18 protein-coding genes are annotated in these 21,161 nt (G+C 73.2%); 7 read left to right on the plus strand and 11 right to left on the minus strand.

Going from position 1 to position 21,161, the window contains the following annotated elements; genetic code table 11:
• Positions 1-145 precede the first annotated feature (145 nt).
• Positions 146-1,555: a cation:dicarboxylate symporter family transporter gene (locus IE106_RS00150; RefSeq protein ID WP_189529155.1), complete on the minus strand. Its 1,410-nt coding sequence runs from the start codon at positions 1,553-1,555 to the stop codon at positions 146-148.
• Positions 1,556-1,680: 125 nt separating this feature from the next.
• Here IE106_RS00150 and IE106_RS00155 point away from each other — a divergent pair, with 125 nt between their 5' ends.
• The 3 genes from IE106_RS00155 (at position 1,681) to IE106_RS00165 (ending at position 4,989) form a co-directional block, all read left to right on the plus strand.
• Positions 1,681-3,369: a sensor histidine kinase gene (locus IE106_RS00155; RefSeq protein ID WP_189529156.1), complete on the plus strand. Its 1,689-nt coding sequence runs from the start codon at positions 1,681-1,683 to the stop codon at positions 3,367-3,369.
• Positions 3,366-4,058, plus strand: a complete 693-nt coding sequence (locus IE106_RS00160; protein WP_189529157.1) for a response regulator — start codon at positions 3,366-3,368, stop codon at positions 4,056-4,058. Before IE106_RS00155 ends, IE106_RS00160 begins: the two co-directional genes overlap by 4 nt.
• Before the next feature lie 238 nt (positions 4,059-4,296).
• Positions 4,297-4,989, plus strand: coding sequence for a helix-turn-helix domain-containing protein (locus tag IE106_RS00165; RefSeq protein WP_373295884.1), 693 nt, complete (start codon positions 4,297-4,299; stop codon positions 4,987-4,989).
• Between the two features lie 88 nt (positions 4,990-5,077).
• Here the strand turns inward: IE106_RS00165 and IE106_RS00170 are convergent, their stop codons facing one another.
• The gene (locus tag IE106_RS00170; protein WP_189529158.1) at positions 5,078-6,409 is read right to left on the minus strand and encodes an RICIN domain-containing protein; all 1,332 of its coding nucleotides are present in this window, start codon (positions 6,407-6,409) and stop codon (positions 5,078-5,080) included.
• A gap of 181 nt (positions 6,410-6,590) precedes the next feature.
• A complete protein-coding gene (locus tag IE106_RS00175) occupies positions 6,591-7,616 on the minus strand; it encodes an ATP-dependent 6-phosphofructokinase (RefSeq protein WP_189529159.1) in 1,026 nt (341 codons plus the stop codon).
• Positions 7,617-7,898: 282 nt separating this feature from the next.
• Here IE106_RS00175 and pta point away from each other — a divergent pair, with 282 nt between their 5' ends.
• From pta to pyk, 3 genes are all read left to right on the plus strand, one after another.
• On the plus strand, positions 7,899-9,989 hold the full coding sequence (gene pta, locus IE106_RS00180) for a phosphate acetyltransferase (protein WP_189529160.1): 2,091 nt from the start codon (positions 7,899-7,901) through the stop codon (positions 9,987-9,989).
• 57 nt (positions 9,990-10,046) lie between these two features.
• Positions 10,047-11,249 carry an acetate kinase gene (locus IE106_RS00185; RefSeq protein ID WP_189529161.1) on the plus strand — a complete coding sequence of 401 codons (1,203 nt, stop codon included), beginning with the start codon at positions 10,047-10,049 and terminating at the stop codon, positions 11,247-11,249.
• Positions 11,250-11,362: 113 nt separating this feature from the next.
• Positions 11,363-12,793, plus strand: a complete 1,431-nt coding sequence (pyk, locus tag IE106_RS00190; protein WP_189529162.1) for a pyruvate kinase — start codon at positions 11,363-11,365, stop codon at positions 12,791-12,793.
• A 61-nt stretch (positions 12,794-12,854) separates the two neighbouring features.
• Here the strand turns inward: pyk and IE106_RS00195 are convergent, their stop codons facing one another.
• The 4 genes from IE106_RS00195 to IE106_RS00210 form a co-directional block, all read right to left on the minus strand.
• Positions 12,855-14,162, minus strand: coding sequence for a hypothetical protein (locus IE106_RS00195; protein WP_189529885.1), 1,308 nt, complete (start codon positions 14,160-14,162; stop codon positions 12,855-12,857).
• Positions 14,152-14,661: a DUF6114 domain-containing protein gene (locus IE106_RS00200; RefSeq protein WP_189529163.1), complete on the minus strand. Its 510-nt coding sequence runs from the start codon at positions 14,659-14,661 to the stop codon at positions 14,152-14,154. Before IE106_RS00200 ends, IE106_RS00195 begins: the two co-directional genes overlap by 11 nt.
• Positions 14,662-14,755: 94 nt before the next feature.
• Positions 14,756-15,433 carry a DUF6230 family protein gene (locus IE106_RS00205; protein WP_189529164.1) on the minus strand — a complete coding sequence of 226 codons (678 nt, stop codon included), beginning with the start codon at positions 15,431-15,433 and terminating at the stop codon, positions 14,756-14,758.
• Positions 15,434-16,014: 581 nt separating this feature from the next.
• The gene (locus IE106_RS00210; protein ID WP_189529165.1) at positions 16,015-16,992 is read right to left on the minus strand and encodes a tetratricopeptide repeat protein; all 978 of its coding nucleotides are present in this window, start codon (positions 16,990-16,992) and stop codon (positions 16,015-16,017) included.
• A 228-nt stretch (positions 16,993-17,220) separates the two neighbouring features.
• Here IE106_RS00210 and IE106_RS00215 point away from each other — a divergent pair, with 228 nt between their 5' ends.
• Positions 17,221-17,874, plus strand: a complete 654-nt coding sequence (locus tag IE106_RS00215; RefSeq protein ID WP_229839893.1) for a TetR/AcrR family transcriptional regulator — start codon at positions 17,221-17,223, stop codon at positions 17,872-17,874.
• A 32-nt stretch (positions 17,875-17,906) separates the two neighbouring features.
• Here the strand turns inward: IE106_RS00215 and IE106_RS00220 are convergent, their stop codons facing one another.
• The 4 genes from IE106_RS00220 to IE106_RS00235 all read right to left on the minus strand — a co-directional run bounded on the left by IE106_RS00220 (position 17,907) and on the right by IE106_RS00235 (position 21,131).
• Positions 17,907-18,401, minus strand: a complete 495-nt coding sequence (locus IE106_RS00220) for a GNAT family N-acetyltransferase (protein WP_229839896.1) — start codon at positions 18,399-18,401, stop codon at positions 17,907-17,909.
• Between the two features lie 58 nt (positions 18,402-18,459).
• On the minus strand, positions 18,460-20,160 hold the full coding sequence (gene icmA / locus IE106_RS00225; RefSeq protein ID WP_189529167.1) for a coenzyme B12-dependent isobutyryl-CoA mutase large subunit: 1,701 nt from the start codon (positions 20,158-20,160) through the stop codon (positions 18,460-18,462).
• An 84-nt stretch (positions 20,161-20,244) separates the two neighbouring features.
• Positions 20,245-20,577 carry a DUF3817 domain-containing protein gene (locus IE106_RS00230; protein ID WP_189529168.1) on the minus strand — a complete coding sequence of 111 codons (333 nt, stop codon included), beginning with the start codon at positions 20,575-20,577 and terminating at the stop codon, positions 20,245-20,247.
• A 44-nt stretch (positions 20,578-20,621) separates the two neighbouring features.
• Complete coding sequence (locus tag IE106_RS00235) at positions 20,622-21,131, minus strand: MarR family winged helix-turn-helix transcriptional regulator (protein ID WP_189529169.1); 510 nt, start codon at positions 21,129-21,131, stop codon at positions 20,622-20,624.
• Positions 21,132-21,161 lie beyond the last annotated feature (30 nt).

Raw genomic sequence — 21,161 nt, forward strand, 5'->3', positions numbered from 1 at the left:
GTCAAAGCAAGGACGTGTTCATGTCATGCTCGAAGCGACATGTTACCGGCGGTATGCCCTGCGGGACCCCCCGAGGACGGCGCGGGAGCCGGCCCTGCCCCGGCTCCCGCGCGCCCCGTACCCCGCCGCCTCCCGGCGGGGCGCCTCAGACCTTGGCGGGCCGCTCCGGGGCGGAGTCGGCCGGAGCGGTGACGGCCGGAGCGGTGACGGCCGGGGCGCCGTCGGCCGGGGTGTCGGCCGTGCCGTGGCCGTCGTCGGCCGTGCCGTGGCCGTCGTCCAGCAGCGTCGTCTCGTCGAACGGCGCCCGGCCGGCGAGGACCTCCGCCACCCGGTCCTTGTCGATCTCCTTCGTCCACGTGCCGATCAGCACGGTCGCGACGGCGTTGCCCGCGAAGTTGGTCAGCGCGCGCGCCTCGCTCATGAACCGGTCGATGCCGACGATCAGGCCGACGCCGTCGACGAGCGCGGGCTTGTGCGACTGCAGGCCGCCCGCGAGCGTCGCGAGCCCGGCGCCGGTGACGCCCGCCGCGCCCTTCGACGCGATGACCATGAAGACGAGGAGCGAGATCTGCTCGCCGACCGCCAGCGGCTGCCCCATCGCCTCGGCGACGAACAGCGAGGCCATCGTCAGGTAGATCGCGGTGCCGTCCAGGTTGAAGGAGTAGCCGGTCGGCACGGTGATGCCGACGACGGGCTTGCTCACGCCCAGGTGCTCCATCTTGGCGATCAGCCGCGGCAGCGCCGACTCGGACGACGACGTGGACAGGATCAGCAGGAACTCCCGCGCCAGGTACTTGAACAGCGCCAGGACGCTGACGCCCGCGACCAGGCGCAGCAGCGCGCCGAGCACGACGAAGACGAAGAGGACGCAGGTGGCGTAGAAGCCGAGCATGATGACGGCGAGCGACTTCAGCGCGTCCACGCCCGTCGAGCCGACCACCGCGGCGATCGCGCCGAACGCGCCGACCGGCGCCGCCCACATGATCATCGCCAGGATGCGGAAGACCAGCCGCTGGATGTGGCCGATGCCGCGCAGCACCGGCTCGCCCGCCTTGCCCATCGCCTGCAGCGCGAAGCCCGCGAGCAGCGCGACGAGCAGCGTCTGGAGGACCTCGCCCTCGGTGAACGCCGACACGAGGGTCTTGGGGATGATCCCCAGGACGAAGTCGACGGTGCTCTCGCTGGCGCCCTCGGCCTGCTGCTCGCCGGCGGCACGGGTCTCGGCGGTGATGTGCAGCCCGGCGCCGGGCTCCAGCAGGTTGCCGACGACGAGGCCGATGGCCAGCGCGACGGTCGACATGACCATGAAGTAACCCAGGGCCAGACCGCCGACGGCGCCCACCTTCGCGGCCTTGCGCACGGAACCCACGCCCAGCACGATCGTGCAGAAGATCACCGGCGAGATCATCATCTTGATGAGGTTGACGAAACCGGTGCCGAGCGGCTTGAGCTCCTTCGCGGCGTCCGGCGCGGCGAAGCCCACGGCGACGCCGAGGACGACCGCCGCGATGACGGCCAGATACAGGTAGTGGGTTCGTTCCCGCCGTGCGGCCACGGGGTCCTCCTCGAAGAATTCGCTCCACGTCCCGGTGGATCCCCGCGACTATCCACCACGCCTGTGACCCCGGTCACCGTTGCGTGCGTTTCGTTCACACGTTTTCGGACAGGCAGACTTGCGGCATGCGCCTCCCCCGCCCCCGCAGTCTCGCCGGCCAGCTGTTCGCCATGCAGGCCGTGCTGGTGGCGGTCATCGTGGCCGGGTGCGCGGTCTTCGCGTACCTCACCGACCGCGCCCAGGCGGAGGAGACCGCGCGCCGGCAGGCGACGGCCACCGCGACGGCCGTGGCCAGGTCGCCCTCGGTCGTCGCCGCCGTCCGCTCGGACAACCCGACGGCCGCCCTCCAGCCGTACGCGGACGCCCTCACCGGCGAGCGCGGGGTGACCTTCGTGGTGGTCATGGCACCGGACGGCACGCGCTGGACGCACCCGGAACCGGACCGGATCGGGGGGACGTATCTCGGCCACATCGACGCGGCGCAGCGCGGCGGGACGCTGACGGAGACGTACGACGGGACGCTGGGGCGCTCCGTACGGACGATCACGCCCGTGTGGGACCGGGACCGCGTCGTCGCCCTGGTCAGCGCGGGCATCACCGTCGACCGGATCACCGAGCAGCTGCGGCACCAGGTGACCGCGCTGCTCGGCTTCGCCTGCGGGGCGCTGGCCCTGGGCGCGGTCGGCACGTACGTGGTCAACGCCCGGCTGCGGCGGCACACGCACGGCATGAACGCCACCGAGCTGAGCCGGATGCACGACTACCACCAGGCCGCCCTGCACGCGGTGCGCGAGGGACTGCTGATGCTGGACGGGCGCCGCCGGATCGCGCTGGTCAACGACGGCGCGCGGGAGCTGCTGGGCCTGCGGGAGGACGCCGTCGGCACCTCCGTCACCGAGCTGGGGCTGCCCCCGTCGCTGACGGGCGCGCTGCTGGCGGCCGAGCCGCGCGAGGACGAACTGCACCTGACGGCGGACCGGGTGCTGGTGGTGTCCATCCGGCCGGTGGTCGGCGGGGAGCGGCGCGGCTCGGTCGTGACCCTGCGGGACCACACCGAGCTCCAGGCGCTCTCCGGCGAACTGGACTCGGAGCGCGGCTTCACGCAGGCGCTGCGCGCGCAGGCGCACGAGGCCGCGAACCGGCTGCACACGGTCGTGTCGCTGATCGAGCTGGGCCGCGTGGAGGAGGCGGTCGGCTTCGCGACGGCGGAGCTGGAGCTGGCGCAGACGCTGACGGACCGGGTGGTCGACGCGGTCGGCGAGCCGGTGCTGGCCGCGCTGCTGCTGGGCAAGTCGGCGCAGGCCAGCGAGCGGGGCGTCGAGCTGGTCCTGACCGACGACAGCCGCATCGACGACGGCGTCCTGCCGCCGGGCCTCGCGGCGCGGGACCTCGTCACGATCCTCGGCAACCTGATCGACAACGCCGTCGAGGCGGCGCAGGGCTCGGCGGGCTCCCGCGTCACGGTGGCGCTCGCCGCGGCCGGCGGCGAACTGCTGCTGCGCGTCGCGGACACCGGCCCGGGCGTGCGGCCCGGCGACGCGGAGGCGGTCTTCACCCGCGGCTGGTCCACCCGCGGCCCGGGCCGCGGCATCGGCCTGCCCCTGGTGCGGCAGGCCGCCCACCGGGCGGGCGGCCGCGTGGAGCTGGACACGGCCCCGGAGGGCGGCGCGGAGTTCACGGTGCGGCTGCCGCTGGGCGGCGGACCGGGGCGGGCGGCGGCACCGGCGGAGCGGGTACCGTCACCGACGCGCCCGGTGGACGGCGGGGGCGCGGCGGTGACGGGCGGGGGCGCCGGGACGGAGGGGCGGACGTGAGCGCGGACGGGATCAGGGTGCTGGTGGTCGAGGACGACCCGGTCGCCGCCGACGCGCACGCCCTGTACGCCGGGCGCGTGCCCGGCTTCGGCGTGGTCGGCGTCGCCCACTCGCGCGCCGCCGCCGTACGGCTGCTGGAGCGCACGCCCGTCGACCTGATCCTCCTCGACCTGTACCTGCCGGACGGCCACGGCCTGCACCTCCTGCGCTCCCTGCGGGCCGCAGGCCACTCCGCCGACGTCATCGCCGTCACCTCCGCGCGCGACCTGGCGATCGTGCGCGAGGGCGTGTCGCTCGGCGTCGTGCAGTACGTGCTGAAGCCGTTCACGTTCGCCACCCTGCGGGACCGGCTCGCGCGGTACGCCGAGTTCCGCGCGGCCGTGGGCGAGGCGTCCGGGCAGGACGAGGTCGACCGGGCGCTCGCCGCGCTCCGCACGCCGCAGCCCGCCGCGCTGCCCAAGGGACTGAGCGCGCCCACCCTCGCCACCGTGACCCGGGCCCTGCGCGAGGCGTCCGGCGGGCTGACCGCGGCGGAGGCCGGCGCCGCCGTGGGCATCTCGCGGATCACCGCGCGCCGCTACCTGGAGCACCTGGTGACCGTCGGGCGGGCGGAGCGCAGCCCGCAGTACGGGCAGGTCGGGCGGCCGGAGCTCCAGTACCGCTGGCTGCCGGGCACACCGGGCCGCTGAGCCGCGGGAGCGCCGGACGTACGGCCGCCGGGCGTACCGCCCGCGGGGCCGGAGGTCGCGGGTACGGGAGGGCGGCCGGGCCCGGCCGCCCTCCCGGCGCGCCCCGAGCCCCCGCCCCGAGCGCCTGGAGCACCCGGAAGGCGCATCGGACCGGAAAAGGGATTCTTCTGGACCTTCCTCCAACATTGGCCGTTGTTCGAACGGACCGTAGCCACAGGTGACGACCCGCCCCTAGCTTGTGCGCGTGCACCCCTCTCCCCCCGCCCCCACGCCCCCGTTCAACGCCCTGGCCGCGCGCCGCCTCCGCGAGGGCCTGGGCATGGCACCCGGCCACGTCGCGTACGGCCTGCGCGCGCAGTACGGACTGGACGTCTCCCCCGAGACCGTCACCGCCTGGGAACGCGGCCTCGGCCGTCCCGACGCCCGCGAGCTCACCGCGCTCGCCGGCGTGCTGTGGTGCTCCCCCGGCGAGCTGCTCACCGCCGCGACGACCCTGCGGGAGCACCGCATGGCCCGGGGCATGGCGCCCGAGGACCTGGCCCGGCGGATCGGGGTGGACGCCAGGGCGTACCTGCGGATGGAGGAGTCCGGCCGCTGGCGCGGCAACGAACGGCAGACCGCCGCGCTCGCGCAGGTCCTCGGCCTGGGCCCGCGCGAACTGCTGAACGCCACCGGGAGGGACGCCGAGCTGGCGGAGGTCCTGCGGGACGCGGCCACCACCCGCTGGCAGGCGTACGTCCGCCCGGCCTCGAAGCTGCTGCCGATGCGCCGCGACCACCTGGAGGAGGTGCTCCAGCGGCTGCACGCCGACTACCAGGCGCGGATGGTCGCCACGTACAGCTGGGGCGACTCGGGCGGCAGCGGCGGGGAGGAGGGCCGCGCGTACCTGGAGCGGATCGTCGACCACTTCTGGACGCTGGCGCGGCTGTAGGGCGCCGGGGAGCGTCCTCGAAGGAGCGCCGTTCGCCCGCAGGGCGGCGGACGGGGCGTCGAAGGCACGGCCTCACGGGTCGGTATGTCTAACCCCCGGACCGGGGGCGGTCGAAGCCGAAGAGCTGGCCGGCGCCGTCCGGCGCGCACGGTTTCTGGACGACGGCCGTCCACGCCTCGCGGGACGCCCCGGGCACGGTGACGCACAGCCCGGACCCGGCGCTGCGCAGGCGGTGCCCCTGCGCGGGGTCGCCGTCCAGCGGTTCGATCCGGAACGCCTCGCTCGGGCCGCGCTTGCCGCACTCCTGGTCGGCGAGCGGGGCGCCGTCCTTCCGGGCGGCCTCGACGGGGATGCCGGAGCAGCCGGGACCGTAGTCGGGGTGGTCCGAGACGATCCGCCACAGGCCGCCGTCCAGGCGGGCGAGGGAGTAGCGGGGGACGACGGCGCCGGCGCAGTCGACCTGGTACACCTGCCCGCTGCGCTGCCCGCGCCGTTCGTTGAGGCACAGTCCGGAGTGCAGGGCGCGGATGTCGGCCCTCCCCTCGGCGGGCGGGGCGGCGGCGGTCGGCCCGGGGCCGTCCTTCCCGTCGCCGCCGAGGTGGGAGACGACGGTGACCAGCGCCATGAGGAGCGTGATCCCGCCCAGGACCGGCACGAGGGCCCGTCCCGCCCACGCCCGGAGCCCCCGGGGCCGCCCCGCGCCGGACCGTCCGTCCGCCGCGGCCGGCCCGGTACCGGTGTGCGCCCGCGCGCCGTTCGGCGGGTGGTCCCCGGCGGGTGCCGCGTCCCGCGCGGCCGCACCGGTGTGCGGCCGCGGCGCGGTGCCGGCGGGAGGGCCGGTGTCCCCGGCCGCGCCGCGCGGCCGGTCGTCCCCGGCGCCCGGTACGCCCGCGGGGCCGCCGTCCCCCGGGGGACGGCCGGCCGCGTCCGGCGCCGGGGCCCCCGCCGGGGCGTCCGGCTCCGCGGCGGGCGCGTCCGGTCCGGGACGCGGGGCCGGCACGGAGCCGGACGCGTCCGCGGCGCCGGGAAGCGGGGCCGGGGCGCCGGTGGTCCGGGCCGGTTCGGGGTCGTGCGGGCCGCAGGTGCAGGAGCCGGGGGCGCAGGCGCACGGGCCCGGCGCCGGGTGGGGGCTCCGGCGGCCGGCCAGGTGCTTGCGGGCGGCCAGCCAGCGCTCCGTCTCCTCCGGCCCCGCCCCGCACGCGCGGACGAAGGCGACGAGCAGTTCCTCCCGCGGCAGCGTCCCGCGCGCCAGCATGTTCGCGACCGTCGACCGCGGCAGGCTGTCGCCCACCGCCTCCGCGCGGACCGACAGTTCGCGGTACGTCAGCCCGGACCAGTCCTTGAGCGCCTGCAGCTGGGCGACGAACCCGGCGGGGTCCTGGGGGTCCCGTGGGCTGGGGACTTCTTCCCCGTCGGTCATCGACAGTTCCTTCCCTTGCCGCCCCGGACAGGGTTGGGACATGTCCGGGACAAGCCCCAAGCCTTGTTGAAACGGCAAGGGCGCTCAAGAGTGGAATCCGGCCACGGCCCACGGACGAGCGGCCTTGATCGTTACAGGGGGACGATCAAGGCCGCTTCACGGCGCCGGGCCGGCGGGCCGGTCAGAAGACGGACTCCGCCTCCAGCATCCGGTCCTCCGGCACCGTCTTCAGCCGTGTCGTCGCGTCGGCGAGCGGCGCCATGGTGATCCCCGTCCCCCGCAGCGCCGTCATCCTGCCGAAGTCGCCCCGGTGCGCGGCCTCCACCGCGTGCCAGCCGAAGCGGGTCGCGAGCACCCGGTCGTACGCGGTCGGCGTGCCGCCCCGCTGGACGTGGCCGAGGATCACGGGCCGGGCCTCCTTGCCGAGGCGCCTCTCCAGTTCCTTGGCGAGCCGGGTGCCGATCCCCTGGAAGCGCTCGTGCCCGTACTGGTCGATCTCGCCCTTGCGGTACTCCATGGAGCCCTCCGCCGGGTGCGCGCCCTCCGCGACGCAGATCACCGCGAACTTCTTGCCGCGCGCGAACCGCTCCTCGACCATCTTGACCAGGTCGTCCACCTGGAAGGGCCGCTCCGGCAGGCAGATGCCGTGGGCGCCGCCGGCCATGCCGGACTCCAGGGCGATCCACCCCGCGTGACGCCCCATCACCTCGACGACCATCACCCGCTGGTGCGATTCGGCGGTGGTCTTCAGCCGGTCTATGGCCTCGGTGGCGACCATCACCGCCGTGTCGAAGCCGAACGTGCGGTCCGTCGCCGAGATGTCGTTGTCGATGGTCTTGGGGACGCCGACCACCGGCATGCCCGCGTCGGACAGCATGCGGGCCGCCGTCAGCGTGCCCTCGCCGCCGATCGGGATGAGGACGTCGATGCCGTAGCGGCGCTGCAGGTCGTCGCAGTTCTCGGCGGCCTCCTGCAGCCGGGCGCGCTCCAGCCGGGCCGAGCCGAGGATGGTGCCGCCGCGGGCGAGGATGCCGCTGACGGCGTTCAGGTCGAGGGGCCGGTAGTGGCCGTCGAGGAGGCCCTTGAACCCGTCCTCGAAGCCGATGACTTCGTCTCCGTGACCGGTGAGCGCGCGGTGCACGACCGAGCGGATCACGGCGTTCAGGCCGGGGCAGTCGCCGCCTGCGGTGAGAACTCCGATACGCATCGTGCTGTGTCTCCTGCTCGGTAGGGAATCGCCGTGCCGTACGGGGGCACCCGAATTGTCCCACGGGCCGCGTTCCCCCTGCCCGGCCGGCCGGGCGGGCGGGGGATCCCGCGGGGGCCGCCGGGCCGACCCGGGGGCGGGTCGGCCCCACCCCGCACCCGGCAGGCGCCCTACCCACTCGCGGAGGTATTGTCAAGAGGGTATGGCCGCCTCTCGCGAGGTGTTTTTTCGCCAATACGGAGCACTAGTCGCACACTCGCTTGACGGACAGGAGACCACGGCGTGGCGCGCAGCGTGTACGTGACCGGGATCGAGCGCGGGGACGGCCGCCAGGTCGTGGAGCTGGGAGTGATGGAGCTCCTCACCCGCCAGGTGGACCGGGTGGGGGTGTTCCGCCCGCTGGTGCACGACGGGCCGGACCGCCTCTTCGAGCTGCTGCGGGCCCGCTACCGGCTGTCGCAGGACCCGGCGACGGTGTACGGCATGGACTACCGGGAGGCGGCGGCGCTCCAGGCCGAGCAGGGCACCGACGCGCTCGTGTCCCACCTGGTGGAGCGGTTCCACGCGGTGGCGCGCGCCTACGAGGTCGTCCTCGTCCTCGGTACGGACTTCGCCGCGACGCAGCTGCCCGACGAGCTGGCGCTCAACGCGCGCCTGGCCAACGAGTTCGGCGCCTCCGTCATCCCGGTCGTCGGCGGCAAGGGCCGGCCGGCCGACGCGGTGCGGGCCGAGGCGCGCAACGCGTTCCGCGCGTACGACGGGCTCGGCTGCGACGTCCTGGCGATGGTCGTGAACCGGGTGGCCACCGAGGACCGGGGGGCGATAGCCGAGCGGCTCGCGGCCCGCCTCCCCGTCCCGTGCTACGTCCTGCCCGACCAGCCGGCGCTCTCCGCCCCGACGGTCGCGCAGATCACCCACGCGCTGGGCGCCCGCGTCGTGCTCGGGGACGACTCGGGGCTGGCGCGCGACGCCCTGGACTTCGTCTTCGGCGGCGCGACGCTGCCGAACTTCCTCAACGCCCTGACCCCCGGCTGCCTGGTCGTCACCCCCGGCGACCGCGCCGACCTGGTGGTGGGCGCGCTGGCGGCGCACTCGGCCGGCACGCCGCCGATCGCGGGCGTCCTGCTCACCCTGAACGAGCAGCCCGGCGAGGAGGTCCTCACCCTGGCCGCCCGCCTGGCCCCCGGCACGCCGGTGATCGCGGTCAGCGGCAACAGCTTCCCCACCGCGCAGGAGCTGTTCGCGCTGGAGGGCAAGATGACCGCGGCCACCCCGCGCAAGGCGGAGACCGCGCTGGGCCTCTTCGAGCGCCACGTCGACACGGGCGACCTGCTGAAGCGGGTCTCCGTCGCGCGCAGCGGCCGCGTCACGCCGATGATGTTCGAGCACGAGCTGCTGGAGCAGGCCCGCGCCGACCGCCGCCGGGTCGTGCTGCCGGAGGGCGTGGAGGAGCGGGTGCTGCGCGCCGCCGACGTGCTGATCCGCCGCGACGTGTGCGACCTGACGCTGCTCGGCGACCCGGACACGATCCGCAAGAAGGCCGCCGACCTGAGCATCGACCTGTCCGGCGCGCAGCTGGTCGACCCGGCGGCGTCCGAGCTGCGGCAGCGTTTCGCGGAGCGGTACGCGGCGCTGCGCGCGCACAAGGGCGTCTCGGTGGAGCTGGCGTACGACGTGGTGTCGGACGTCAACTACTTCGGCACGCTGATGGTCGAGGAGGGCCTCGCGGACGGCATGGTGTCGGGGTCGGTGCACTCGACGGCGGCGACGATCCGGCCGGCGTTCGAGATCATCAAGACGAAGCCGGACGCGTCGATCGTGTCGTCGGTGTTCTTCATGTGCCTGGCGGACGAGGTCCTCGTGTACGGCGACTGCGCGGTCAACCCGGACCCGGACGCCGAGCAGCTCGCCGACATCGCCGTCCAGTCGGCGGCCACCGCCGCCCGGTTCGGCGTCGAGCCGCGGATCGCGATGCTGTCGTACTCGACCGGCACGTCGGGGTCGGGCGCGGACGTGGACAAGGTGCGCGAGGCGACGAAGCTGGTCCGCGCGGCGCACCCGGAGCTGAGCGTCGAGGGCCCGATCCAGTACGACGCCGCCGTGGAGCCGTCCGTCGCGGCGACGAAGCTGCCCGGCTCGGACGTCGCGGGCCGGGCCACCGTGCTGGTCTTCCCGGACCTGAACACGGGCAACAACACGTACAAGGCCGTGCAGCGCTCGGCGGGCGCCGTGGCCGTGGGCCCGGTGCTGCAGGGCCTGCGCAAGCCGGTGAACGACCTGTCGCGCGGCGCGCTCGTCAGCGACATCGTGAACACGGTGGCCATCACCGCCATCCAGGCGCAGGCACAGGCCGCGCCGCACGGCCCCGCGTGACACCCGCGCCCCCGCCCGCCCCGCCCCTCCCGCCCGACGACAGAAAGCACCGCACCCGTGACCAGCGCGACCCGTGTCCTCGTCCTCAACTCCGGCTCCTCGTCGGTGAAATACCAGCTGCTCGACATGCGGGACGGCTCCCGTCTCGCCGTCGGCCTCGTGGAGCGGATCGGCGAGAGCACCTCGCGCCTGGTGCACACGCCGGCGGGCGGCGGGCGGCGCGAGCGCACCGCCCCGATGGCCGGCCACGAGGCGGCCCTGAGGGCGGTCGCGGCGGAGCTGACCGCCGACGGCCTCGGCCTGGACTCCCCCGACCTGGCGGCGATCGGCCACCGCGTGGTCCACGGCGGCCTGCGGTTCACCGAGCCCACGGTGGTCACGGACGAGGTGCTGGCGGAGGTGGAGCGGCTGGTCCCGGTCGCCCCGCTGCACAACCCGGCGAACATCGTCGGCATCCGCACGGCGCGGGCGCTGCGCCCGGACCTGCCGCAGGTGGCGGTCTTCGACACGGCGTTCCACACGACGATGCCCGAGCACGCCGCCCGGTACGCGATCGACACGGAGACCGCCGACGCGCACCGCATCCGCCGCTACGGCTTCCACGGCACCTCCCACGCGTACGTCTCCCGCGAGACGGCGCGGCTGCTGGGCAGGGACCCGTCGGAGGTGAACGTGATCGTGCTGCACCTGGGCAACGGCGCGTCCGCCTCGGCGGTGGCCGGCGGGCGGTGCGTGGACACGTCGATGGGCCTGACGCCGCTGGAGGGCCTGGTGATGGGTACGCGGTCCGGTGACGTCGACCCGGCGGTCACCTTCCACCTGCGGCGGGTGGCGGGGATGTCGGTCGACGAGATCGACGAACTGCTGAACAAGAGGAGCGGTCTCGTGGGGCTGTGCGGGGACAACGACATGCGGGAGATCCGCCGCCGAATCGACGAGGGCGACGAGCGGGCCCGGCTCGCGTTCGACATTTACGTCCACCGCCTGAAGAAGTACGTCGGGGCGTACTACGCGGTGCTCGGCCGGGTGGACGCGGTGGCGTTCACGGCGGGCGTCGGCGAGAACGCGGCCCCGGTGCGGGAAGCTGCCCTGGAGGGCCTGGAGCAGCTGGGCCTGGCGGTGGACCCCGAGCTCAACGCCGTGCGGTCCGGGGAGCCGCGCCTGATCTCGCCCGCGGGCGCGCGGGTGGCGGTCGCGGTGGTTCCGACCGACGAGGAACTGGAGATCGCACGACAGACTTACTCGCTGGTAAACAACTGAAATCGGGAAACAACAACTCACTTCGAAGAACTCGACTGAGCGGCAGTCCGCCCATTTGTACATTCCGCCGGCCGGAATATTCCGCACTGAAACAAACCGATAGGATCCGCCTTATGCGCCGTTCCAAAATCGTCTGCACACTGGGCCCCGCCGTCGACTCCTACGAGCAGCTGAAAGCGCTCATCGAGGCCGGCATGAACGTGGCCCGTTTCAACATGAGCCACGGAACCCACACTGAGCACGAGGAGCGGTACCACCGCCTTCGCAAGGCGGCCGAGGACACGGGCCACGCCGTCGGCGTGCTCGCCGACCTCCAGGGCCCGAAGATCCGTCTGGAGACCTTCGCCGAGGGCCCGGTGGAGCTGGTCCGCGGGGACGAGTTCACGATCACCACCGAGGACGTCCCCGGCGACAAGTCCATCTGCGGCACCACGTACAAGGGCCTCCCCGGCGACGTCTCCAAGGGCGACCAGATCCTGATCAACGACGGCAACGTCGAGCTGAAGGTGCTGGAGGTCGACGGCTCCCGGGTGCGCTCGATCGTCATCGAGGGCGGTGTCATCTCCGACCACAAGGGCATCAACCTGCCGGGTGCGGCGGTGAACGTGCCGGCGCTCTCCGAGAAGGACGTCGAGGACCTGCGCTTCGCCCTGCGGATGGGCTGCGACATGGTCGCGCTGTCCTTCGTCCGGGACGCCGACGACGTCAAGGACGTCCACCGCGTGATGGACGAGGTGGGCCGCCGGGTCCCGGTCATCGCGAAGGTGGAGAAGCCGCAGGCCGTCGCCAACATGCAGGACGTCGTGATGGCGTTCGACGGCGTGATGGTGGCGCGCGGCGACCTCGCCGTCGAGTACCCGCTCGAGAAGGTCCCGATGGTGCAGAAGCGGCTCATCGAGCTGTGCCGCCGCAACGCCAAGCCGGTGATCGTCGCGACCCAGATGATGGAGTCGATGATCACCAACTCGCGGCCGACGCGCGCCGAGGCGTCCGACGTGGCGAACGCGATCCTGGACGGCGCCGACGCGGTCATGCTGTCCGCGGAGTCGTCCGTGGGCGCGTACCCCATCGAGACGGTCAAGACGATGTCGAAGATCGTCACGGCGGCGGAGGAGGAGCTGCTCTCCAAGGGCCTGCAGCCCCTGGTCCCCGGCAAGAAGCCGCGCACGCAGGGCGGTTCGGTGGCCCGCGCGGCCGCGGAGATCGCGGACTTCCTGCACGGCAAGGCGCTGATCGCCTTCACCAAGTCCGGCGACACGGCCCGCCGCCTGTCCCGCTACCGCGCGGCGCAGCCGATCCTGGCGTTCACCACGGACGTCGCCACCCGCAACCAGCTGGCGCTGAGCTGGGGCGTCGAGTCCTTCGTCGTCCCGCACGTCGACAACACCGACGCGATGGTCGACCTGGTCGACGCGGAGCTGCTGAAGCTCCAGCGCTACAACCCGGGCGACGTCATGGTCATCACCGCCGGCTCCCCGCCCGGCGTCCCCGGCACCACGAACATGGTCCGCGTCCACCACCTGGGCAGCGGCGAGGACGCCTGACACCGGACGTACGGCGGGGGCGGCACCCGGTGGCCCGGGTGCCGCCCCCGTCGCGGCGCGCTCAGTCCTCGATGTAGTTGCGGAGGCCCGGCACGGCCAGGGTGCCGCCGAACTGGGCCGCCTGGGTGACCTTCACGTCGGTGAAGAAGGCGTAGGGAACGTCCAGCGGGGGCGGGCTCTCGGGGCTGAACGTGATCGGGATGATGCCGAAGAGGTCGCCCTTCAGCTCCTCCGTGTACATCGTCACCGTGCCGCCGCGGATCGTGGAGGTGGACCCCGGGCGGGACGCGACGTGGCCCGTGCGGCCCTCACTGTGGACGGTGAGCTGGTGCAGGTCCTTGATGTCCACCTCCGAGGCGGTGAACTTCAGGGCCTTCTTGACCGTGCCGCTGCCCGTTCGGACCTCGACGATGCCGTGGTACTTCAGCCCGCGCAGGGTGAGCTTCGTGCTCTCCAGCCGCCACGGGTCGTCCGCCACGTGCGGGATGCCGGGCTCCAGCTCGGCGTCCGCGAGGGCCTGGGGGTCCGGGGTGGGGCACGGGAAGCGGGGCTTGGCGCCGTCCGGGACGTCCTCGTCCTTCTTCGGGTCCAGGCCCTTGACGTCCTCGGGCAGCTCCTCGACCTCGGCGCCCACCTTGCCGGCGGCCTCCCTGATGGCCTCCTCGGTCTCGTCCGACACCTCGTCGACCGGCTTCGCGGACGGGCGCCCGGGGCCCTCCGCCGGCTTCGTCGGCGGCTTCGCCGTCACCGGGGCGGTGGGCGTCGCGGTCGGCGGGGCGGTGGGCGTCGCGGTCGGCGCGGGCGCCGACGGGGCGGCTCCGGTCGGCTCCTGCCTGCCCGCCAGTCCGCCGAGGAGGTCCTTGACGGCCTCCCCGACCCCCAGCGGGTCCAGGGGGTCGCGCGACGCGGTGGGCGTGGGGGACGGGGTCGCGGCCGGGGACGTGTCCTTCTGCGGTTCCTTCGTCGGGTCCGCCGTCGGCTCGTCCGTCCCGTCCCCCGACGGCTTCCCCGTCGGCTTCCCCGACGGCGTCCCGCCGCTCGGCGACGGGGTCGCGGACGGCGACGCCGAGGGCGAGGGCGACAGGCTCGGCGTCGGCTTCGGCTCCTCCGACTCCGCCGGCTCGTCCGACTGCGTCACGCACGGGCCCGGCGCGAAGGGGACGTCCTTCTCGTCCGCCAGCGCCGGCCGCGGCGTGAGGCTCATGCCCACCAGGACGGCCGTGGGCATCGCGGCCAGGGCCAGCGCCTTGCCCGCCGGCGCCTGAAGCCTGGTCAGCAGCGATCTGCGGGGGGCCGCGTGGCGCGGTCCACCCCTTCCGCGCACGGCCCCGTCGTCGGCCGCCGCCGGCTGTGTCTCGTCACCCCGCACTGTTCCTCCCGCCATTGGCGTCGACAGTCGTCTCGGTGTCGTACATGGGTGCGGCGACCGGGTCCGGCAGGTCGTCCGCGTGGGGCTCCGGCTCGCTCTCCGGCTGCCCGGGCGCCCAGGAGACGGAGAGGGCTCCACCGATCAGCGCCATCAGGAAGCCGATGACGAAGCCGCCCAGGTTGGCCACGGGGATGGACACCAGGGCGAGCAGGATCGCCGCGACACCCGCGAAGATGCGCACGGCCTGCTGGAACCACATGGTCAGGCCCAGGGTGACCAGCAGGACCCCGATGATCAGCGACCCGGCGCCCGCGGTGGTCGCCATCGAGAGGGTCATCTGCCCGAGCTGGAGGGTCGCGTACGGGAAGTAGGCGATCGGGATTCCGCCCAGCAGGGTGAACAGGCCCGCCCAGAACGGCCGGGTACCCCGCCAGTCACGGAACCGCTGCCTGAGGACGCGGATGAAGTGCTCGTTCTGCTCCGGCGACTCGGCGCTCATGGAAGCTCCCTGGAACTGTGTTGCTGTGTCGAAGAGGGAGACGGGCGGGCACGGTCGCCTCGCGGGTCCCGCGCCCGCCCGTACGGATCACCGGTCAGTAGCACTCGACCTTGGGGCCGTCACCCTTGTGCAGGCGCATGCTCAGGCCGGGCAGCTTGAACGTGCCGGCCGTGGTCGCCCACGCCTTCTGCTCCACGTCGGTGAGGACCGCCGTCTCCGCCTGCTGGGCGAAGCCGTTCTGGTTGATCTTCTCGTCCTTGACCGCCGGGCCCTTGCCGAAGGGCTTGCCCTGGGCGGTGTCCTTGGCGGCCATGCCGATGTCGATGTTCTTGAACTCGGCGTTGGCGTCGAGGTCCGTGACGTCGAGGTACAGGTTGGTCGCGTGGACCCGCTGCGCCTCGCTCTTCGGGTCCGTGCCCGCCGTCAGCTTCAGCGTGATCTTGCCGAAGACCGGCACGTCCGGCGTGACCACCGACTGGCACATGTTGGTGATCTTGGCATCCCGGAAGGTCGAGATCGCGACCGGCCGCGGAACGAGCTGGTCACCCTCCTTGATGTTGGCGTAGCCCATGTCCACGCCGCCGTACTGGGCGAAGCCGGTGCCGTCCAGGCGCTCCGCCTTGACCTTGAACTCCTGGCCGGAGACGGCGAACGACGCTGCGAGCGCGCCCTGCGCCAGTCCGACGCCCACCGCCGCCGTCGCGACCACGCTGGGCACCATGACGACGGCGAACCGCTTCCATCTGGTCCCACCGCGAACCTGGGACTTCATAGATTCCTCCTTCTCGGACGTACATCTCCGGGCCGGACCCGAAGGCCCGTCCTGGGATGGGAGAAGTGCTACGTCCTCGGGAAGGGGAACGCCCGCGGATCGGGCGCGAGCCGCGTCCGGATCACCGGCGATCACCCCCGAGCGACAACCACCGGCCGCTCGGCGCAGGCGTCCGCGCGGCCTGTTCGGACAGGCCCTGCCGGATGAGCAGGAACCCCCCTGTCCGCGGCCGGCGCAGGTGCCCCGGCCCACTCGGTGGGGAACCGACCCCGCGGTGCGGCGTCGGACCGAGCGTGGCCGATCGTGGTCCATTCGGGCGCGGGGCACAAGGGGGTTCGTTACCGGCTAGTAACGGCTCGATAAACCGGGCGCGACAGCGCGCCGTCGCGCAGGCACTCACGGTGCTACCGACCGGTTCGGCGAAAGGTGATTTCAGCGTCGATAGACGGACATAAAGTCGGTGTTGACTTACTGGAAGTAACAGCGACCGCGATTGCCAAGATTTGGCAAAACGCGGCCGTGCGACGCCCCGGAGGCCGCCCCGCGGCCCTGCCGGCGGGACGGCCTCGGGGGGGCCGGGGTCAGAAGAGCACGCGCGCCAGGTCGCCGCGGGCCTTGATCACCCTCGGGTCGTCCGGGCCGATGACCTCGAACAGCTCCAGCAGCCGCAGGCGCGCCGCGTCCCGGTCGTCGCCGGCCGTGCGGCGCACGGTGTCGACGAGCCGCCCGAAGGCGTCCTCCACGTGGCCGCCCACCAGGTCGAGGTCGGCGGCGTCCAGCTGGGCCGCCACGTCCGCCGGGTCGTCGGCGGCGTTCTTGCGGACCTGCTGCGGGTCCATCCCCTGCACCCGGCCGAGCAGCTCGGCCTGGGCGAGGCCCAGCTTGGCCTCCATGTTGCCCGGGTCGTCGACCAGCACGTTCCGGTAGGCCTGGATCGCGCCGGGGATGTCGTTGGAGTCCAGCGCCCGGACCGCCGCCTCCAGCAGCGCGTCGTACGGGCCGGCCGGCACCGTCCCGGCCCCGGCGTCCACGCCGGGGGCCTGCCCGTCCGCGTCCACGGTCAGGCCGGTCAGGCCGAAGCGCTGCTCGGCGACCTGGACGAGCTGGTCCAGGGTCTCGCGGATCTGCGGCTCCGGCGCCGCGCCCTGGAAGAGGGGCAGGGCCTGGCCGGCCACCACCGCGAACACCGCCGGGATGCCCTGGATCCCGAACTGCTGCATCAGCATCTGGTTGGCGTCGACGTCGATCTTCGCCAGGACGAAACGGCCGTTGTACTCGACGGCCAGCCGCTCCAGCAGAGGGCCGAGCTGCTTGCACGGCTGGCACCACTCGGCCCAGAAGTCGATGACGACCGGTACCTCGGCGGACCGCTGGACGATGTCGCGCTCGAAGCCCGCCTCGTCGACGTCGATCACCAGCGCGGACGGGGGCACGGCTCCGCCGCCGCCCTGTCCGCCCGCTTGCGCGCGCGCCTGCTCCGCCTTCGCCTTGGCCTCTCCGGCCGCCTTCACCGCGGCGAGGTCGACGACGCCGCTCATGGACATGTTCCTAGGCTGCATGGGTACATCCTCCCCCTTCCGCGCACGTAACCGGTAAGTCATGGCACAAGACGTGGCGGCACCGGGTCCCCACCCGGCGCCCGTGGTCGTCGCTGCGGGCCGCACCAGCCTTTCGCTACGCGTCGTAGCGTAACTGCGCGGCGGGGGGCACGGGCCGTGCGGGCGGGTGAACTGGCTCACACGCGCGGCGCCGGGGCACCGCGCCTACCCGCCGGTATGGTCGCCGTCATGTGCCGCCGCCACACCCCTCCCCCGAGCGCCGCCGCACGGGCCGGGCGCCCCGGGCGTCCGCGCAGCGCCGCAGCGGACACCGCGATCCTGGAGGCGACCCGCGCCGCCCTGGTCGAGCTGGGCTGGTCCAAGCTGTCGATGGGGGACGTGGCGGCCCGCGCCGGCGTCGCCAAGACCACCCTGTACCGGCGCTGGGCCGGCAAGAACGAGCTCGTCGTGGACGCCGTCGCCGTCCTCTTCGACGAGCTGGAGCTGCCCGACCGCGGCAGCCTCGCCGCGGACGTCGAGGGCGTGGTGCGCCAGTTCGCCGCGCTGCTCGAACGGCCCGAGGCGAAGACGGCGCTGATGGCCGTCGTCGCCGAGTCCACCCGCGACGAACCGCTGCGCGAGCGGATCCGCGCCTCCATCGTCGACCGGCAGAAGCGGCTGGTCCTGGAGGGCCGGGCCCGCGCCCAGGCCCGCGGCGAGCTGCCCGTGCCGGCGGACGACCGCGCCGACGCGGCGGGCGCGGCCGACGACCTGGTCTTCGACGTCATCGCGGGCACCGTGGTCCACCGGGCCCTGGTCAGCGGGCAGCCCGTCGACGGGGAGTGGGTCCGGCGGTTCACGGCGCTGCTGCTCGGCGGCCTCGGCGCCGCCGCGTACGACTGAGCGGCCGGGAGCGGGCGGACCGGGCGGAGGGGTCAGAGCGGCCGGTACATGACGTGCAGCCCCGTGTAGCCGTGCACCGGGTGGCGAAAGGCGTCCGGGACGGTGCCGACGATCCCGAAGCCCAGGTCCTCGTAGAGCCGTACCGCGTGGGTGTTGGTCTGGACGACCGCGTTGAACTGCATCCCCCGGAAGCCGGCCTCCCTCGCCCACCGGAGGCTGTCCTCGACGAGCGCCCGGCCGACGCCGCGGTCGCCGTGCGCCGGGTCGACCATGTAGCTGGCGCTGGCGACGTGCGCGCCGTTGCCCGCCTGGTTGCGGTTCATCTTGGCGGTGCCGACGACCGTACCGGCCGCGTCGACGGCCACGACCGTGCGGTTCGGCGGCTCCAGCAGCCACCAGCCGCGCGCCTCCTCGGCGTCGAGGTCCACGGGGTAGGTGAAGGTCTCGCCCGCGGCGACGATCTGGTGGAAGAAGGGCCAGACGGCCGGCCAGTCGCCGGCGGTGGCCTCTCGGATCTCGGCATGCACGCGTCCAGCATGCACGCCGAGATCCTTCGGGGGCGAAGGGTTTTCCGGCGGGGGCCGCTCAGAACCCGGCGGGCTCGGTGTACGTGCCCCACTCGTCGCGCAGGACGTCGCAGATCTCCCCGAGCGTGGCCTCGGCCCGTACCGCGTCGAGCATGGGCTCGATCATGTTGGAGCCGTCCCGGGCGGCGGCCAGCATCGCGTCGAGCGCGGCGCGCACCCTCGTGTCGTCGCGGCGGGCCTTGCGGTCGGCGAGGATCCGCACCTGCTCGCGCTCCACCTCGTGGCTGACCCGGAGGATCTCCAGGTCGCCGGTGACCGAGCCGGTGTGGCAGTTGACGCCGACGACCTTCTTGTCGTCCTTCTCCAGGGACTGCTGGTAGCGGAAGGCGGCCTCGGCGATCTCGCCGGTGAACCAGCCGTCCTCGATCCCGCGCAGGATGCCGGAGGTGATCGGGCCGATGGGGTGCCGCCCGTCCGGGTGGACGCGCAGGCCGCGCTCCTTGATCTGGTCGAAGATCTTCTCGGCGTCGGCCTCGATCCGGTCGGTGAGCTGCTCCACGTACCAGGAGCCGCCCAGCGGGTCCGCGACGTTGGCGACGCCGGTCTCCTCCATCAGCACCTGCTGGGTGCGCAGGGCGATCTCGGCGGCCTGCTCGGAGGGGAGGGCGAGGGTCTCGTCGAGGGCGTTGGTGTGCAGCGAGTTGGTGCCGCCGAGCACCGCGGCGAGCGCCTCGACGGCGGTGCGCACGACGTTGTTGTAGGGCTGCTGCGCGGTCAGGGAGACGCCGGCGGTCTGGGTGTGGAAGCGGAGCCACTGCGCCTTGTCGGTCCTGGCGCCGTAGACCTCCTTCAGCCAGCGGGCCCAGATGCGGCGGGCCGCGCGGAACTTGGCGATCTCCTCGAAGAAGTCGACGTGCGCGTCGAAGAAGAAGGAGAGCCCGGGGGCGAAGACGTCGACGTCCAGGCCGCGGGAGAGGCCGAGCTCGACGTAGGCGAAGCCGTCCGCGAGGGTGTACGCCAGCTCCTGCGCGGCCGTCGAGCCGGCCTCGCGGATGTGGTAGCCGGAGACGGAGAGCGGCTTGTAGGCGGGGATGTGCCGGGCGCAGTGCTCCATCAGGTCGCCGATGAGCCGCAGGTGCGGCTCGGGCCCGAACAGCCACTCCTTCTGGGCGATGTACTCCTTGAAGATGTCCGTCTGGAGCGTGCCGTTGAGGACGGACGGGTCGACGCCCTGGCGCTCGGCGGCGACGAGGTACATGCAGAAGACCGGGACGGCGGGGCCGCTGATGGTCATCGAGGTGGTGACGTCGCCGAGCGGGATGCCCTGGAAGAGGACCTCCATGTCGGCGGCGGAGTCGATGGCGACGCCGCAGTGGCCGACCTCGCCGAGGGAGCGGGGGTCGTCGGAGTCGCGGCCCATGAGCGTCGGCATGTCGAAGGCGACGGAGAGGCCGCCGCCGCCCGCGGCCAGGATCATCTTGTACCGCTCGTTCGTCTGCTCGGCGTTGCCGAAGCCGGCGAACTGGCGGATGGTCCAGGTGCGGCCGCGGTAGCCGGTCGGGTACAGGCCGCGGGTGAAGGGGTACTCACCGGGCCAGCCGATCCGCTCGAAGCCGTCGTAGGTGTCGCCGGGCCGCGGCCCGTAGACGGGCTCCACGGGGTCACCGGAGAGCGTGGTGAAGTCGGCGTCGCGCTTCCTGGCGGCGTCGTAACGGGCCTGCCAGCGTCGGCGGCCTTCCTCGATGGCGTCAGCGTCCATACCTCGAATTTACTAGGACGTCCTAGTAAATGTCGATGGCTGACCGCCGGGCGCACGCCGCGCCCGGCGGTCGGGGACGTGCGGTCACACCTTGGCGGCGACCGGCGCGGAGCCGGCGATCAGCGGCTGGACCTCACGGACGACCTTGCGCTCGACGAAGAAGGCGGCGGTCGGGATGGTGCCGGAGAGCAGGATCCACAGGAGCTTGCCGAACGGCCAGCGGGCCTTGGAGCCCAGGTCGAAGGCGAAGATCAGGTAGATGATGTACAGCACGCCGTGGGTCTGGGACACCATGAAGGTGACGTCCTCGCCCACGCCGAAGCCGTACTTGGCGACCATGCACGCACAGAGCACGAGGAGCATGACGGCCGTGACGTAGGCCATCACCCGGTAGCGGGTCAGCACGCTGGATTTCATGGCATCGAGCGTAACCACCCGATCCGGGCGATCTTCGCGCACCCCTACGTCTCGTCGAAGTCCCCCGCCGCCACCCGCAGCGGCCGCAGCATCGCGAAGATCTCGGCGCACTCCTCCGCGTCGTACGCGCCGAGGCCGAAGTCCATCGCCATCAGGTCCGCCGTGGCCGCCTCGACCACCTCGCGGCCCTTCCCGGTGATGGAGGCCAGCGTGCCGCGCCCGTCGTTCGGGTTGGGGCGCTTGGCCACCAGGCCGGAGCGGACCAGCCGGTCCACGGTGTTCGTCACCGACGTGGGGTGCACCATCAGCCGCTCGCCGATCTTCGACATGGGCAGCTCCCCCTCCTTGGAGAAGGTGAGCAGCACCAGCGCCTCGTACCGCGCGAACGTCAGCCCGTACGGCTTGACCACGGCGTCGACCTCGGCCAGCAGGATCTGGTGCGCGCGCATGATCGAGGTGATCGCGGCCATCGAGGGGACCGGGCCCCAGCGCTGCCGCCAGAGTTCGCCGGCACGGGCGATGGGGTCGAAGGGGAGACTGAGCGGCTTCGGCACGCCATGACCTTACCGAGTGGTCACATGGCG

The organism is Streptomyces roseolilacinus (assembly GCF_014649335.1).
GTDB lineage: Bacteria > Actinomycetota > Actinomycetes > Streptomycetales > Streptomycetaceae > Streptomyces > Streptomyces roseolilacinus.